Below are 15,330 nucleotides of genomic sequence, written 5' to 3' on the forward strand. Positions count from 1 at the left end.
GCGCCGCTGCGCCCCGCCGGGGAGGGAGAGACTGCCGGGAGAGCTGCCGATGTCGAGCGAAATGGACCATCTGAAAACCGTCGAGCAGCGCCTCTTGTGGCTGTCGCACTGGATGATCCACCATGCCAACCACATCCGGCCGAAGGTCGATGGCATCAAGGTCGGCGGCCACCAGGCCTCTTCGGCCTCGCTCGTCTCGATCATGACGGCGCTCTATTTCTCGGCCCTGCGGCCGCAGGACCGGGTGGCGGTCAAGCCCCATGCCTCGCCGGTCTTCCACGCGATGCAATATTTGATGGGCCACCAGACCCGCGAGCGAATGGAGAATTTCCGCGGCTATGGCGGCGTCCAGTCCTATCCGTCGCGGACCAAGGACGTGGACGACGTCGACTTCTCCACCGGTTCGGTCGGTCTTGGCGTCGCCATCACCTCCTTTGCCTCGCTCGTCCAGGACTATGTCCAGGCCAAGTCCTGGGGCGCCGACATCCCGCTCGGCCGGATGATCGCCCTCGTCGGCGACGCCGAGCTCGACGAGGGCAATGTCTATGAATGCCTGCAGGAAGGCTGGAAGAACGACCTGCGCAACACCTGGTGGGTCATCGACTACAACCGCCAGTCCCTCGACGGCATCGTGCGCGAGGGGCTGTTCCAGCGGGTCGAGAAGATCTTCGACGCCTTTGGCTGGGACGTGGTGCGGATCAAGTATGGCCGGCTGCAGCGCGCCGCCTTCGAGGAGCCGGGCGGCCAGACGCTCAAGGCGTGGATCGATGCCTGCCCGAACCAGCTCTATGCGGCGCTGACCTTCATGGGCGGCGCGGTCTGGCGGGCCCGCCTGATGGACGCGCTCGGCGACCAGGGCGACGTCACCGCGCTGATCGACCGGCGCAGCGACGACGAACTGGCCGAGCTGATGGAAAATCTCGGCGGCAATTGCGTGCACACCATGGCCGAGACGTTCCGTGCGGTCGATCACGACCGGCCGGTCTGCTTCCTCGCCTATACGATCAAGGGCTGGGGCACGCCGATCGCCGGCCACAAGGACAATCACGGCGGCCTGATGAACAAGGCCCAGATGGTCGAATGGCAGGCCCATATGGGCGTCGCGGAGGGCGCCGAATGGGACCCCTGGGCCACTGTCGAGGACCCGGACGCCCTGCGCGCCTTTCTCGCCGACGTGCCGTTCTTCGCCGAGGGCACCCGCCGGCATGCCGATCGGCCGATTGCCGTTCCGGCGATCGCCACGCGGGCCGAGCGCGAGACCTCCACCCAGGCCGGCTTCGGCCGCATCCTCGACGACATCTCCAGAACCGACACCGAGCTCGCCGCGCGCATCGTCACCATGTCGCCGGACGTGACCGGCACGACCAGCCTCGGCCCCTGGGTGAACCGCCGCAAGCTGTTCGCCCGCAAGGTCCAGACCGACACCTTCATCTCCGAGAAGATCCCGTCCACGGCGAAATGGGAGTTCACGCCGGAGGGCCAGCATATCGAGCTCGGCATTGCCGAGATGAACCTCTTCCTGCTGCTCGGCGCGGCGGGCCTGTCCCATTCGCTGAACGGCCGGCGCCTGCTGCCGATCGGCACCGTCTACGATCCCTTCGTGGCGCGCGGCCTCGATGCCCTGAACTACGCCTGCTACCAGGATGCCCGCTTCATGGTGGTCGGCACGCCCTCCGGCGTGACCCTGGCGCCCGAGGGCGGCGCCCACCAGTCGATCGGTTCGCCGCTGATCGGCATGACGCAGGATGGTCTCGCCGCCTTCGAGCCGGGTTTCGTCGACGAGCTGGCGATCATCATGGGCTGGGGCTTCGCCCATATGCAGCGGGACGGGGACCCGACGCCCGATCCTCGCACGAGCCTCGCCGATGCGGCGGGCGGATCGGTCTATCTGCGGCTGACGACCAACCCGCTGGAACAGCCGGGCCGCCGTTCCAACGCCGATTTCGAGCAGGGCGTCGTCGACGGCGCCTACTGGATGCGCGAGCCGGGGCCGAACTGCGAACTGGTCATTGCCTATCAGGGCGCCGTGGCGAACGAGGCCATCGCCGCCACCGGAAGGCTCGGCCAGCGCCATCGCGACATCGGTGTTCTGGCGGTCACCTCGGCCGACCGGCTGCATGCCGGCTGGAGCGCCGCGCAGCGGGCCCGCCGGCAGGGAGATCGCCGGGCGACCAGCCATGCCGAGCGGCTGTTCGCACGCCTGCCGCCGCATTGCCGGATCGTGACCGTCATCGACGGCCATCCGACCACCCTGTCGTGGCTCGGCGGCGTCGGTGGCCACCGCACGATCCCCCTCGGCGTCGAACGCTTCGGCCAGACCGGCACGATCGGCGATCTCTACCGCCATTTCGGGCTCGATGCCGAGGCGATCGTCGCGGCGGCCAACGGCGCCCTGCAACTGCCCGCCGAGATCGCGGCCCTGCCGGGGCGCTAGCAGGGCGCGACCGGGACGACTGTGCGGACCGGGGCCGGCTAGACGGTGATCAGGGTGGAATCCCACACGGCGACGAAATGGATCGCCGCGGCGGCCACGACAAAGGCGTGCCAGATGGCGTTCTGGAATCGCAGCCGTTCCATCAGATGGAAGATGACGCCGATCGAATAGACCAGCCCGCCGGCGACGATCAGCCAGAGCACCTGAGGCGGCAGCTGCGTCGACAGGTGGTCGTAGGCGACGATCCCGCTCCAGCCCATGGCGAGATAGAGGAGGATCGACAGCCGGTCGAACTGTCCCGGCCGGGCGATCTTCAGCGTGATGCCCACCGCCGCGATGCTCCACACGCCGGTGAGCAGCCACCAGGTCTGGCTGCGCACCAGGAAGGGCGTGTAGGTGCCGGCGATCAGCAGGTAGATCGCCGAATGGTCGAGCCGGCGCAGCATCCACTTGATCCGCGACACCGGCCAGACATTGTAGGCGGCCGAAATGCCGATCGAGAACAGCAGCGTGGCGAGATAGATCGTCACCGCTGCAAAGACCCCCGCCGACACCTCGCCGACCATGGCGATCAGGAAGACGAGGCTGCCGCTCAGCGCCGCGAGGACGCCGACGGCGTGAACGGCCGCGTCGGCGCGCAGCTCACTGACGGAATAGCTCCAGCGGACGGCGCCGGGATGTGCGTCTGGCATTCGGCTCCATCATCCTTCTTCCTGCGATCCCGCGACAAAATGCCATGGATCTGTCGTTTCGCCGACTGTGACGGCGTCGTCTTCGCTTGGGGATGCGACATGCCGTAGCGCCGTCGCCCCTCGTGGACTTGTGTCCGTAGTCTTTGATTGCAGTGTGGGTTTTGTTAATCGAAGGTTAACATCCGGGCGCCGTCGCGCCAGCCGCGATTCTCAGGAACATGGTGCGCAATGACCCAGTTTTCGATTCTCAGATCCGTTCTCTGGGCGCCGACCATCGCGATGTCCTGGCTGTGGGGCCTCGGCTTCTTCTACGCGATCCACGTCACCCTGACCCATGGCTGGCTGGCCTTTGCCGCCTTCGCCACCGCCAACATCACCGGACTGTTCCTGTTCGGCTGGGTCCTCGGCGCTCCGAACAGGGACCCCGCCGCCATCTTCCGGCAGGTCCAGAGCGCCTATGGCGGTATTTTCCTCCTGTGCCAGCTCGGCGCCGTGGCGCTGACCATCTTCGGCTTCGTCGCCTATGTGTGGCAGCCGCTCTTCGGCGGCGATGCGGCGATCATGGTGGGGCTGCTCGTCCTGATGGGCTGCGCCATCGGCCACGCCCTGCCGCTCGTCCGGCTGAAGCTCCTGCATGTGGCGATGCTCCTGGTCGGCATAACCGCGGCCGGCGTCGCCCTGACCGGCCTGCCGGTGAACGCCAACCTGCCCGACGTGCCGCTGGCCTCGCTCGATGCCACCTTCTACGGCCTCGTCATCCCGACCCTTGTCGGCTTCCTGCTCGGGCCCTGGATGGACGTGCAGCAATGGCAGCGGGTTCTGGAAATCCACCGTGAGGGCGGCTCGGTCCGCGTCGCCTATGGTGCGGGATCGCTCCTGTTCCTCGGGCTGTTGTGCCTCAACGCGGTTCTCGCCGGGGCCGCGGGGCTGATCACCTTCACCTCGGCCGATGGCGTCGCCCAGGCGCAGCCCGCCGTGGCGCTGGCGCTGGCCGGTAGCGGCTCGGGTCTGGCGATCCTCGCCTATCTGGTCTGGTCGGTGGTCGCGGCCTTGACCACCATCGACAGTTTCTATGTGGCAACGCGCTGGCATCTGGGAGCGCTGACGGAGCGCAGCCTCAGCCCGCTGCTTGCCTTCGTTCCGGCCGGGCTGGTGTCGTCGCCGCTGTGGCTTCTGGCGGCCGCTGCCGGCGTCGCCGGTCTTGCCCTGTCGGCGCAGCTCTCCCAGATCGCCCTGATGCTGCCCTTCGCCACGCTGCTGGTGGGCGGCGCGGCCTGCCTCGTCGGCGAGGTGCTGGGCGCGACACGGCGTTACGATCCGGTGCTGTGCTATCTGATCGGGCTGGCCGCCATGCTGATCTTCCTGATCGGCCATGTGGCCCCGATCCCGGCCTTCGTCGCCGGGGCGCCGCTGCTGGCGCTGATCGGCGCCTTCCCGATGCTGGGGCAATTGCTCTTCGGCGCGCCGCCGGAAGTGGCCACCGGGCTCGCGCCGATGCCGTCCGGGCCGATCCCGACGCGGGTCGAGCTCGTCCCGCGCAACGAGAACGTGCCGAGCCCGTCGACAAATACGAGCCTGTCCCACGGCTTCGACGGCCAGACCTTCGTGATGAAGCTGATGCCGACCTATGACGACACCAATTCGGTCGGCAACGTCTATTTCGCCAATTACGTGCGCTGGGTCGGCAAGGCGCGCGAGCTGTTCTTCAACATCTGCATGCCGGATTTCGACCTGAAGACGACGAGCTATTACGTGCTGACCAAGTCGTTCAACCACGACTTCCGCCGCGAGGCGAGCGAGTTCGATCCGGTGACGGTGCGCATCAGGATCGCCCGCCACAACCGCAAGTTCGTCACGCTCGCCCATGAGATCCACAGCGAAAGCCAGGGTCTGCTCGGACGCGGCGAGCAATCGCTGATGTTCGTCGATACCGAGCAATACCGGCCGCTGGACATTCCGCGCGACATCATCAGCGGCTTCCTGCCCTATTGGCCGAAGGAATCGCCGCATCTGGGCGAGACGCCGGATGTCGCCGGCCTGCCGACGCGGGCGGCCCAGAACAGCATCTGAACGGCGACCGAGAGGCGCAGGCGCGCGGCGCTCATGCCGCGTGCGGGTTTACGAGGTTCAGCCGCGGCTTGCGGATCAGGGCCTCGGCCTCTTCGGCCGGGACCGGGCGGCTGTAGAGATAGCCCTGGAACTGGTGGCAGCCCTGTTCGGCGAGGCAGGTCTGCTGGGCGAGGGTCTCGACCCCTTCGGCCGTCACCGTCATGCCGAGGCTGGTGCCCAGTTGCACCACCGCCCGGACGATGGCGACGTCGGTCTTGGCGTCGGGCAGGTCACGGACGAAATTGCGGTCGATCTTGATCTTGGTGAAGGGCGCGCGGCGCAGATAGCTGAGGCTCGAATAGCCGGTGCCGAAATCGTCGAGCGACAGGCTGACGCCCATGCCGCGCAGGGTCCGCAGGATGTCGAGGATTTCCTGCGTGGCCTCCAGGAACACCGATTCGGTGATCTCCAGCTCCAGCCGTTCGGCGGCGAGCCCGCTCTCCTGCAGCGCGTCGCGGACGATGGCGACGACATCGCTGTGGCGGAACTGGATGGGCGACAGGTTGACGGCGACCGTCAGCTTCGACGGCCAGGCGGCGGCGATGCGGCAGGCTTCGCGGATCACCCACTGGCCCAGCGGGATGATCGCGCCGCTCTGCTCGGCCAGCGGAATGAATTCGTCCGGCGGCACCAGCCCGCGGGTCGGGTGCTGCCAGCGAAGAAGCACTTCGAAGCCCTCGATGGTCGCGGCCCGCGCCGAGACCAGCGGCTGGAAGTGGAGGATGAATTCGCGCCGCTCAAGGGCGCCGCGCAGCTCCCCGGTCAGGGCGCGGCATTCCTCGATCTGCTCGTCCATCTGCGCTTCGTAGAAGCGGAAGCTGCGACCGCCCTCCTGCTTCATGCGGTAGAGCGCGACGTCGGCGCGGCGCATCACCTCTTCCGAGCCGTTCTCCGGGGCGGTGGCGATGCCGATGCTGACGCCGACGGAGATCCTCAGGTCGCCGATCCGGTAGGGCGCGCTGATCCGGTCCACGAGGTGACCGGCAAGCTCGGCCGCCGCCTCGCGGTCGTGGCCGTTGGCGACGATGGCGAATTCGTCGCCGGCCAGCCGCGCGATGGTCCGGGCCGGGTCGGCGAAGCTCAGGAGGCGTCCGGCGACATTGCGCAGCAGCGCGTCGCCGATGCCGTGGCCGAAGGTGTCGTTGACGCTCTTGAACGCATCGAGGTCGAGCCGCAGCACGGCAAAGCGGACTTGGTCCGGATCGCCGTTGCGCGCCTCGGCGAGCTTTTCCTGGAAGAGCGAGCGGTTGGGCAGCTCCGTCAGGGCATCGTGGCTGGCCAGATAGGCGAGGCGGTCGTCGGTGGTCTTCTTCTGCGTCACGTCGGAGCCGACGCCGCGATAGCCCGAGAACCGGCCGGCGGTGTCGATGATCGGCTTGCCGCTCAGCGCCCACCAGCGGTCGCTGCCCGAGACATCCACCGGCAGGACGATCTTGTGGAAGGGCAGGCGCGCGCCGATCGACGACCACAGCATGGCCGCCGCATGGGCCTCGCCGGTGCGGACCGGCGGCGGCAGCAATTCGCCGAGCGGGCGGTCCTGCAGATCCTCGATGCGGGTATTGGCGACCTCGCCGAAGCGGGCCGAGACATGGCGCAGCCGCAGATCGCCGTCGGTCTCCCACAGCCAGTCGCTGGCATTCTCCTCGAAATCGTTGAGGAGGAGATTGGTCAGTTCCTGCTGGCGTTCGAGCTCGACCTGCGAGGCGGCCCGCATGGTCACGAGCCGACTGAGATGCACGATCGTGGCGAAGATGAAGCCCGAATAAATGGCCAGGAGCACGGCCACGAAGATGTAGAAGGCTTCACCGGTGGTCGCCAGCGCCACGAAGCTCCCCGCCACGATCGGACCGGTGAAGCTGATCGCCGCACGCGGCACGACGGCGAGGCCGATGCCGGTGGCGATCAGGCCGGCGCAGGTCGATGCGATGAGCAGCCGCCCGTCGGCGCCGGCCTGCGCGAACAGCACCAGCGGAATGGATCCCAGAAGCGTGCCGGCGAACAGCGCCAGCCGGGCGAACCATTCGACATAGCTGCTGTCGACCCGCTGCGGCTTGGCCGAGCTGCGCCAGCGCCAGCAGCGCTCCAGTGCGATGACCGTCGCGGGGATCGCAAGGCACTGCAGGAGCACAAGATAGCCGGCCAGCTCGGACCGCCAGAACAGGTAGGAGACGACCTGGACGACGCTGATACTGGTGATGACGGTGAAGGGTGCGAGGCGGAGGGCAAAGTCCAGCTGCTCGACGCGGACCCGCTCCTGAAGTTGCAGCTCCAGCCGGCGGGGCTTGCGATCCATGTCGATCAGATAGGAGGCCAGGGCCCTGAACAAATCGATCCATCCTACCGCCCGCAGCGGGCTGGTTTCAGGCACACCGGCGAAGTGTTAGGGGCCGGCTCTTAATTTATGCTGAACAGCGGCCGCAACCGGAGCGAGAAAGCCTGATCCCGCATGGGGTTAAGGCGACCGGAGATTGATCTCCCGCAACGCTTTGTACGCCATGTTCGCGGCAATTCCGGGCGGCCTGACATCGGTCCACCGCAGGCGCCGAAGAGACGGAAAGGCCGCCCGGGATATCCCGGACGGCCTTGCATGTTCGTCGATGATGGGTCGCGCCGGATGGGCGCGCGGCATTCAGCCCGCGGTGAGCGGCGAGATCGCGATCTCGACGCGGCGGTTCTGGGCGCGGCCGGACTCGGTGTCGTTGGAGGCGACCGGCTGGCTCTCGCCGAAGCCCTGGGTGTTCAGGCGGCGCGGATCGACGCCCTGCGACGCCAGAAGCTGGCTGACCGAGGAGGCGCGCTGCTGCGACAGGGTGAAATTGTAGCCGTCGGAGCCCTGGCTGTCGGTGTGGCCGTACACGTTGACGATCGACTTGTCGTATTCCTTCAGGACCAGCGCGACCGAGTTCAGGGTCGGGTAGAAGGCCGGCAGGATCGACGACTGGTCGGTCGGGAAGGTGATGTTGGACGGCATGTTCAGGATGATGCGGTCGCCGACGCGGGTGACCGAAACGCCGGTGCCGCGCAGTTGGTCGCGCAGCTTGGCTTCCTGGTTGTCCATATAGGCGCCGACGGCGCCGCCGCCGAGCGTGCCGATGCCGGCACCGATCAGTGCGGCGCGGCCGGAATCTACGCCGGCGGCGCGGCCGACCAGATAGCCGCCGAGCGCGCCGACGCCGGCGCCGATGCCGGCACCGCCCACGGTGTTGGAGAGCTTCTGCTCGCCGGTATAGGGGTCGGTCGTGCAGCCGGCGAAGGCCACGGTGAGGGCGAGAACGAAAGCGAGCTTCTTCATCAGCGAAAGTCCAGATGTGTGAGGCGGGGCGAAGCCCGCACGAAATGTCCCGGTCCGATGGCCGTTAGACAGCACAGATGTCTGGAGTGTGGCTGGAACGTTGCGGCACGGCCACAGATGCGGCGGCGTTGCCGACACGGGTGCCGGGGCCGGCCGCAGACCGGTAGAGAAGGGGGGCGAAACGGGCGCGGCACGAGGGCCGCGCGTCAGCGATCGCCCGGTGGACCGGGCGATCGCGGAACGGGGCCTCAGGCGGCGTCGCGCTGCTTCAGGAGACCGCGATTGACCAGCAATTCGGCGATCTGAACCGTGTTCAGGGCCGCACCCTTGCGCAGATTGTCGGCGACGACCCAGATGTTCAGGCCGTTGTCGAGTGTCTGGTCCTCGCGGATGCGCGAGATGTAGGTCGCGTCCTCGCCGGCCGACTCGTAGGGGGTGATGTAGCCACCGTCCTCATGCTTGTCGATGACGAGGCAACCCGGTGCCTCGCGCAGGATGTCGCGCGCCTCGTCGGCGGTGATCGGCTTCTCGAACTCGATGTTCACCGCTTCGGCATGGCCGATGAAGACCGGCACGCGAACGGCGGTGCAGGTGACCTTGATCTTCGGGTCGAGCATCTTCTTGGTCTCGGCCATCACCTTCCACTCTTCCTTGGTGGAACCGTCTTCCATGAAGACGTCGATATGGGGGATGACGTTGAAGGCTATGCGCTTGGTGAACTTCTTGCGCTCGATCTCGTCGGCGACGAAGACCGCGCGGCTCTGCTTGAACAGCTCGTCCATGCCCTCCTTGCCGGCGCCGGACACCGACTGGTAGGTCGACACCACGATCCGCTTGATCGTCGCGACGTCGTGCAGGGGCTTCAGCGCCACGACGAGCTGCGCCGTCGAGCAATTCGGATTGGCGATGATGTTCTTCTTGCGGAAGCCCTCGACGGCATCGGCGTTCACTTCCGGCACGACCAGCGGCACGTCCGGATCGTAGCGATAGGCCGAGGAATTATCGATGACGACGCAGCCGGTGGCGGCGATCTTCGGCGACCATTCCTTGGAGATGTCGCCGCCCGCCGACATCAGGCAGATGTCGGTGCCGTTGAAATCATACTGGTCCAGCGCGACGATCTTCAGCGTCTTGTCGCCGAACGAGACCTCGGTTCCCTGGCTGCGGCGCGAGGCCAGCGCCACGACCTCGTCGGCGGGAAATCCGCGCTCGGCCAGGATTTCCAGCATTTCGCGCCCGACATTGCCGGTAGCGCCGACGACGGCGACCTTGTAACCCATGGGATGCAATCCTTCGCTCTCCCCGCTCACTCTTCGCACGCTCGCGTCTCTGCCCCGGGGGAGACCAGCGGGGCAGGCGGCGTCACAGAGTCGACGGTTTGACGGTGCAGCGTACGGACATGAGGCGCGATATGCGCGGATGCACGGGGCTTGTCAATTGCGCGGGCCGGGTTCGGCCCACCCGACGCGCCCCGATATCAAGCCCGCGGATCCCGCTCCGGCCCCTGCGTGGCAGGGCTTCGTCGCCGCTCAGGCGGCGGCCTCGCGCGGTCGCGCCGCTTCCCTGAGCTGCCGGGCGATCTCGTCCCAGGCCCGCTGCTCGCCGGGCTTGACCGTGCGGGCGGCGCCGAGGCCCTCGAGCGCCTCCAGCGTGATCGCCTGCTGCAGGGCGCCCGCATCCTGGACGAGGCAATAGAGCATGACGTGGAACTGCAACTTGCCGATGTCGGAGGTGCCGACCGTCACCTCGTAGCCCGGCCCGGCGATCTCGGCGCCAGCCTTGCCGGCCGCCAGCCGGTGGAAGCGCGTTGCCCGGTCGAGATCGTCGGCGAGCGCAGCTTCGGCGGCGGCCTCGATCCGCGCCTTGGTCTCGCGCACCGGCACCGGGCCTTCCAGCGTCAGGGTGAAGCGGTGCGGGAAGAAGTGCCGGGGCTGGGCGCCGACGCGCACCGGCCCGGTCAAAAGGATCGCGTTCGGCAGCATCACCACGCGGCCGGTACCCGAATGGCCGAGATGATGGGGCGGCAGCTCCATGATCGTCGTGGAGAACAGGCCGTGATCGATTACCTCGCCATGGATGCCGTTGATGTCGATGCGGTCGCCGACCTTGAAGAGATGACCGCCGAAGCGCAGCACCGAACCGGCGATGCACATGATCAGCTCCTTGGTCGCTACGACCAGCGCCACCATGACGGCGGCCAGCGAGAACAGGAGGTTCTGGATCTCGCTCAGCCAGATACCGAGCAGCGCCACGGCAACGACGGCATTGGTGATGGCGCGGATGGTGAAGCGGCGCTGGCGGGCCTCGATCGGATCCGTGTTGCGGGTGGCGAACCATTCCCCGGCCCAGCGCAGGCCGAATGTCGCCACGAGGATCGCGAGGCTCCACATCAGATTGTCGGCGATCGGGGTCGGGATGAAGAACGGCACGCAACTCTCCATGGCGTTGCCGGGCCGGACCCTTGCGGGCCGGCTGCCAGACATGCGCCGACGCTTCCTTCGTATCGCCCGCTTATGGTCCCGCGCGGTTAACGGCGCCTTGACGGAACAAGGCCATTTGGCGGCATTTGTCGGGGCGCCCCTGCCGGCTCGGCCACAATCTGAGGACCGGGCGCCGGATCGGCAGGGTGTCCAGCGGCGTCCTTTGGTGTAAAGCCGGCACGATGACTGGCACCATGGAGGATACGCCAAGATGACGACCCGCAAGCTCCTGCTTTTGCCCGGCGACGGGATCGGCCCCGAGACGACGGCACAGGTGGAGAAGCTCACCGCCCTGATGAACGAGATGGTCGGCGCCGGCTTCGAGACCGAGACCGCGCTTGTCGGCGGCTGCGCCTATGACGCGGAAGGCGCGCCGATTTCCGACGCGACCATGGAGCTTGCCATGGCCAGCGACGCGGTGCTGTTCGGGGCCGTCGGTGGGCCGAAATGGGATGGCGTCGATTACGACAAGCGCCCCGAGGCCGGGCTTCTGCGACTGCGCAAGGACATGGAGCTCTTCGCCAATCTGCGCCCGGCGATCTGCTACCCGGCGCTGGCCGGCTCGTCCTCGCTGAAGCGCGAGGTGATCGAAGGTCTCGACATCCTGATCCTGCGCGAGCTGACCGGCGGCGTCTATTTCGGCGAGCCCAAGGAGATCATCGATCTGGGCAACGGCCAGAAGCGCGCCATCGACACGCAGGTCTACGATACCTACGAGATCGAGCGCATCGCCCGGGCCGCCTTCGACCTCGCCCGCACCCGTCGCGGCAAGGTGACGTCGATGGAAAAGCGCAACGTCATGAAGTCGGGCCTCTACTGGAACGAGGTCGTCACGCGCATCCATCGCGACGAATATGCCGATCTGGAGCTGGAGCACATGCTGGCCGATGCCGGCGGCATGCAGCTGGTGCGCGCGCCCAAGCAGTTCGACGTTATCGTCACCGACAATCTGTTCGGCGACATGCTATCCGACATCGCGGCGATGCTGACCGGCTCGCTCGGCATGCTGCCCTCGGCCTCGCTGGGTGCGGCCGACGAGAAGACCGGCACGCGCCGGGCGCTCTACGAGCCGGTGCACGGCTCGGCGCCGGACATCGCCGGCAAGGGCGTCGCCAACCCTCTGGCGATGATCGCCTCCTTCGCCATGTGCCTGCGCTATTCCTTCCAGATGGTCGCCGAGGCCGATGCACTGGAGGGCGCGGTCGCCGACGTCCTGGAATCGGGCGTGCGCACCAGCGACATCATGGGCGAGGGCTGCCGCCAGGTCGGCACCGAGGAGATGGGCGACGCGGTGGCCGCGCGCTTCCGCGAGACGCTCGCCAAGGCCGCCTGAACGGGGCCAGCAACGGCAAGAACGATCATCCTCGCGTGACTGGGACGCAACCGCTCGGGGACATCTGCGTTGTTTGCGCAAGATAACTTCGACAGGAGCGCAGGATGATCAAGAGCATTCTCAAGGCAGTCATCGTCGGCTGGGTGGCCAAGAAGTTCCTCGGCCGCGGCGAAGAGCCCCGCCGGGCACCGCGCCGGGCCTGACCTGACCCCGTCGGTCGAACAGATGGGCGACGACATGAAGACGGCCGGCCTCGCGAGAGGGCGGCCGTTTCTCGTTCAGGATGTTGAAAAGCGCCGTGGCGGCGAAGCCTACATGTGCTTCATCAGCTTGTTGCGCAGCGTCTTGCGATCGCGGCGGCCGCGCATCTGCCGCGTCTCCACCGAATGCGGCACGATCTGCCGGTTGCCGTCGCCGTCCTTCTTGATGGCGAAACTGCGCGTCGCACCGACCGGCATCCGCTCGGTGCCGTAGAGCGCCACCACGGTCAGCACGAAGGTGTCGATCGTGGCGTTGCGGGTGAAATCCGGATCGGTGCTGGTGATCTCCTTCAGCAACTCGTCGAAATGCCCCAGATCCATGTAGCGCCCGGTGCCGAGGCTGCCCTGGCGCATGGCGGAGTGCGGATCCTCGCCCAGGTCTTCCGGCAGGTCTCGCAGATCGGTGAGGGTGTATTCGCGCGTCTCGTCGCCCGCGGTGACCGTGGCCAGCAGGCTCGTCACATAGACCTGTTCGGCGCCCATGTTTGTGATCAGGCAGCGCGAGCGGATGCCGTGGCCGGCGCCGCGGGTGATCAGGATGGAAGACCGGCGCTGGCGCCGGTAGCTGGTCACCATGATCTGCAGATAGACACCCCAGACGCCGAGCATGGCGGCGTTCAGGACGACGTTGAGCGCGCCGCTGTTCTCGGACATCCAGGTGAGCATGCCGACCGATCCTTCCGGTTCTGCGCTGCGACCCCCGAGGGGCGACCCAAACGGCGGTCGCAGCGGCGATGCTCCGCCTAACTGAAGCGGCCGGAGCGCGCGGCAACTGGCCGATTGATCCGCCGTCTATCGACCGCTGGCCGTCGAGCGCCTCATCGACGGCTGGGGATCAGGCTCAGGCTCAGGCCCAGGGACGGCGCTCGGCCAGATCCTGTTCGTAGGAGCCGATGGTCTCGGCCTTCTCCATGGTCAGGCCGATGTCGTCGAGACCGTTGAGCAGGCAGTGCTTGCGGAACGGGTCGATCTCGAAGGTGATCTCGCCGCCGTCGGGGCCGGAGATGGTCTGGGCTTCCAGATCGATGGTCAGGCGGGCATTGGCGCCGCGCTCGGCGTCGTCCATCAAGAGTTCGAGCTGCTCGGGCGTCACCTTGATGGGCAGAATGCCGTTCTTGAAGCAGTTGTTGTAGAAGATGTCGGCGAAGGACGTGGAGATCACGCAGCGGATGCCGAAGTCGAGCAGCGCCCAGGGCGCATGCTCGCGCGACGAACCGCAGCCGAAATTGTCGCCCGCCACGAGGATCTCTGCATTGCGGTAAGCCGGCTTGTTGAGGACGAAGTCCGGGTTCTCCGAGCCGTCCCGGTTGAAGCGCGACTCGGCGAACAGGCCGGCGCCGAGGCCGGTGCGCTTGATCGTCTTCAGATAGTCCTTGGGGATGATCATGTCGGTGTCGATGTTGATGATCGGCAGTGGCGCCGCGATCCCGGTCAGGCGGTCGAATTTCTGCATGGCTCCATCCCCTTGGCTCGCCGATGGTGTCGGCGGATGTTCCTCGCCCGGGGAGATAGCATGGCACCGCCGAGGCGCAAACCGAGGCGTCGTGCGCTGCCGGCCGGGCGATTGCCTCGCGCGGCTGAATCGGCCATGACATCGGCCATGACCACGCCATTTCGCCCCCGCCGCTCGTTGCTCTTCGTTCCCGGCGCCAATGCCCGCGCGCTGGAGAAATCCGACGGTCTCGCCGCCGACGGCCTGATCTACGACCTTGAGGATTCCGCCGCCCCGCACGAGAAGGACGCGGCGCGCGAGCGCCTGCGCACGCATCTGCAGGACACCTCCTTCAAGGGCGAGCGGATCGTGCGGATCAACACGCTCGACACGCAATGGGGCACCGAAGACCTGCTGATGGCGCGCGGCGCCGGGGTCGATGCGATCCTGCTGCCCAAGGTCGAGAGCATTGCGATGCTGGAGGAGGCCGCCGTCGCGCTGGCCGAAACCGACGCGCCGGACAGGCTGAAGCTCTGGGCGATGATCGAGACGCCGCTCGGCATTCTCGATGTCGGCACGATCGCCCGCGAGGGCAGCCGGAACCGGCTCGGCGCGCTCATCGTCGGACCCAACGACATCGCCCTGTCGACGGGTATCGAACCGGGACCGGACCGGGCCGAACTGATGCCCTGGATGATGCAGATCGTCGTCGCGGCGAAAGCCTACGACCTTGCCGTTCTCGACGGCGTCTATGCCGATTTCCGCAATGCGGAGGGCTTTGCCGCCGAATGCGCGGCCGGCCGGCGCATGGGCTTCGACGGCAAGACGCTGATCCATCCGAGCCAGATCGCGGCGGCCAATCAGGCCTTCTCGCCCGATCCGGAGGCGGTCGCCTGGGCCGAGCGGATCGTCGCCGCCTTCGCAGAGCCGGAAAACCGGGACAAGGGCGTCCTGCAGATCGATGGCCGCATGGTCGAGCGGCTGCATCTGACCCAAGCGCAGGCACTTCTCCAGATGCGCGACAAGATCGCCGAACGCGGGACGACGGCATGAAACTCTACCGCTTCCTCTCCGGGCCGGACGATTCCAGCTTCTGCCACAAGGTCTCGCTGGCCCTTTCCAAGGGCTGGGAATTGCACGGCTCGCCGACCTACGCCTTCGACGCGGCGGCTGGCGCGATGCGCTGCGGCCAGGCGGTGACCAAGATCGTCGAGGGCCGCGACTACGACCCGGCGATGAAGCTCGGCGAGCAATAACCGACATTCTGCAAGGAAGCGGTTCGGCGTGTACGCCCGGAT

At 67.1% G+C, this 15,330-nt stretch carries 12 protein-coding genes; 5 read left to right on the forward strand and 7 right to left on the reverse strand.

Translation table 11 applies throughout. The annotated features are described in order from the left end of the window. The first annotated feature begins 49 nt into the window (after positions 1-49). Entirely contained in the window at positions 50-2,434 is a 2,385-nt protein-coding gene (locus H536_RS0104640; RefSeq protein WP_024349356.1) for a transketolase, read from the forward strand. Between the two features lie 38 nt (positions 2,435-2,472). Here the strand turns inward: H536_RS0104640 and trhA are convergent, their stop codons facing one another. After that, positions 2,473-3,126, reverse strand: a complete 654-nt coding sequence (gene trhA, locus H536_RS0104645; RefSeq protein WP_024349357.1) for a PAQR family membrane homeostasis protein TrhA — start codon at positions 3,124-3,126, stop codon at positions 2,473-2,475. 228 nt (positions 3,127-3,354) lie between these two features. On the opposite strand from trhA, the gene H536_RS0104650 reads away from it, so the two are divergent. Next, complete coding sequence (locus H536_RS0104650) at positions 3,355-5,196, forward strand: acyl-CoA thioesterase (RefSeq protein WP_024349358.1); 1,842 nt, start codon at positions 3,355-3,357, stop codon at positions 5,194-5,196. A gap of 31 nt (positions 5,197-5,227) precedes the next feature. Here H536_RS0104650 and H536_RS0104655 read toward each other — a convergent pair whose 3' ends face one another. From H536_RS0104655 to H536_RS0104670, 4 genes are all read right to left on the reverse strand, one after another. Beyond that, on the reverse strand, positions 5,228-7,561 hold the full coding sequence (locus H536_RS0104655; protein WP_024349359.1) for a putative bifunctional diguanylate cyclase/phosphodiesterase: 2,334 nt from the start codon (positions 7,559-7,561) through the stop codon (positions 5,228-5,230). 303 nt (positions 7,562-7,864) lie between these two features. Then, on the reverse strand, positions 7,865-8,530 hold the full coding sequence (locus H536_RS0104660) for a YiaD family glycine zipper/OmpA-like lipoprotein (RefSeq protein ID WP_024349360.1): 666 nt from the start codon (positions 8,528-8,530) through the stop codon (positions 7,865-7,867). Positions 8,531-8,775: 245 nt separating this feature from the next. Further along, the gene (locus H536_RS0104665) at positions 8,776-9,807 is read right to left on the reverse strand and encodes an aspartate-semialdehyde dehydrogenase (protein WP_024349361.1); all 1,032 of its coding nucleotides are present in this window, start codon (positions 9,805-9,807) and stop codon (positions 8,776-8,778) included. A 249-nt stretch (positions 9,808-10,056) separates the two neighbouring features. Then, the gene (locus tag H536_RS0104670) at positions 10,057-11,010 is read right to left on the reverse strand and encodes a mechanosensitive ion channel family protein (RefSeq protein WP_029702753.1); all 954 of its coding nucleotides are present in this window, start codon (positions 11,008-11,010) and stop codon (positions 10,057-10,059) included. Positions 11,011-11,218: 208 nt separating this feature from the next. Between H536_RS0104670 and leuB the strand changes: the two genes are divergently transcribed. Further along, the gene (gene leuB, locus H536_RS0104675) at positions 11,219-12,340 is read left to right on the forward strand and encodes a 3-isopropylmalate dehydrogenase (RefSeq protein ID WP_024349363.1); all 1,122 of its coding nucleotides are present in this window, start codon (positions 11,219-11,221) and stop codon (positions 12,338-12,340) included. A 311-nt stretch (positions 12,341-12,651) separates the two neighbouring features. Here the strand turns inward: leuB and H536_RS0104685 are convergent, their stop codons facing one another. Next, the gene (locus H536_RS0104685; RefSeq protein ID WP_024349364.1) at positions 12,652-13,266 is read right to left on the reverse strand and encodes a hypothetical protein; all 615 of its coding nucleotides are present in this window, start codon (positions 13,264-13,266) and stop codon (positions 12,652-12,654) included. A 181-nt stretch (positions 13,267-13,447) separates the two neighbouring features. Continuing rightward, entirely contained in the window at positions 13,448-14,053 is a 606-nt protein-coding gene (gene leuD / locus H536_RS0104690) for a 3-isopropylmalate dehydratase small subunit (protein ID WP_024349365.1), read from the reverse strand. Between the two features lie 147 nt (positions 14,054-14,200). On the opposite strand from leuD, the gene H536_RS0104695 reads away from it, so the two are divergent. Continuing rightward, positions 14,201-15,085: an HpcH/HpaI aldolase/citrate lyase family protein gene (locus H536_RS0104695; RefSeq protein WP_035694673.1), complete on the forward strand. Its 885-nt coding sequence runs from the start codon at positions 14,201-14,203 to the stop codon at positions 15,083-15,085. After that, a complete protein-coding gene (locus H536_RS0104700) occupies positions 15,082-15,288 on the forward strand; it encodes a DUF1737 domain-containing protein (RefSeq protein ID WP_009211183.1) in 207 nt (68 codons plus the stop codon). Before H536_RS0104695 ends, H536_RS0104700 begins: the two co-directional genes overlap by 4 nt. Positions 15,289-15,330 lie beyond the last annotated feature (42 nt).

The sequence above is a fragment of the Aurantimonas coralicida DSM 14790 genome (assembly GCF_000421645.1).
Taxonomy (GTDB): Bacteria; Pseudomonadota; Alphaproteobacteria; order Rhizobiales; family Rhizobiaceae; genus Aurantimonas; species Aurantimonas coralicida.

Excerpts from the sequence above, each read along its gene's own strand:
- H536_RS0104640 (WP_024349356.1), top strand. The coding sequence starts at position 50 with ATGTCGAGCGAAATGGACCATCTGAAAACCGTCGAGCAGCGCCTCTTG.
- trhA (WP_024349357.1), bottom strand. The coding sequence starts at position 3,126 with ATGCCAGACGCACATCCCGGCGCCGTCCGCTGGAGCTATTCCGTCAGT.
- H536_RS0104650 (WP_024349358.1), top strand. The coding sequence starts at position 3,355 with ATGACCCAGTTTTCGATTCTCAGATCCGTTCTCTGGGCGCCGACCATC.
- H536_RS0104665 (WP_024349361.1), bottom strand. The coding sequence starts at position 9,807 with ATGGGTTACAAGGTCGCCGTCGTCGGCGCTACCGGCAATGTCGGGCGC.
- H536_RS0104670 (WP_029702753.1), bottom strand. The coding sequence starts at position 11,010 with ATGTCTGGCAGCCGGCCCGCAAGGGTCCGGCCCGGCAACGCCATGGAG.
- leuB (WP_024349363.1), top strand. The coding sequence starts at position 11,219 with ATGACGACCCGCAAGCTCCTGCTTTTGCCCGGCGACGGGATCGGCCCC.
- H536_RS0104685 (WP_024349364.1), bottom strand. The coding sequence starts at position 13,266 with ATGCTCACCTGGATGTCCGAGAACAGCGGCGCGCTCAACGTCGTCCTG.
- leuD (WP_024349365.1), bottom strand. The coding sequence starts at position 14,053 with ATGCAGAAATTCGACCGCCTGACCGGGATCGCGGCGCCACTGCCGATC.
- H536_RS0104695 (WP_035694673.1), top strand. The coding sequence starts at position 14,201 with ATGACCACGCCATTTCGCCCCCGCCGCTCGTTGCTCTTCGTTCCCGGC.
- H536_RS0104700 (WP_009211183.1), top strand. The coding sequence starts at position 15,082 with ATGAAACTCTACCGCTTCCTCTCCGGGCCGGACGATTCCAGCTTCTGC.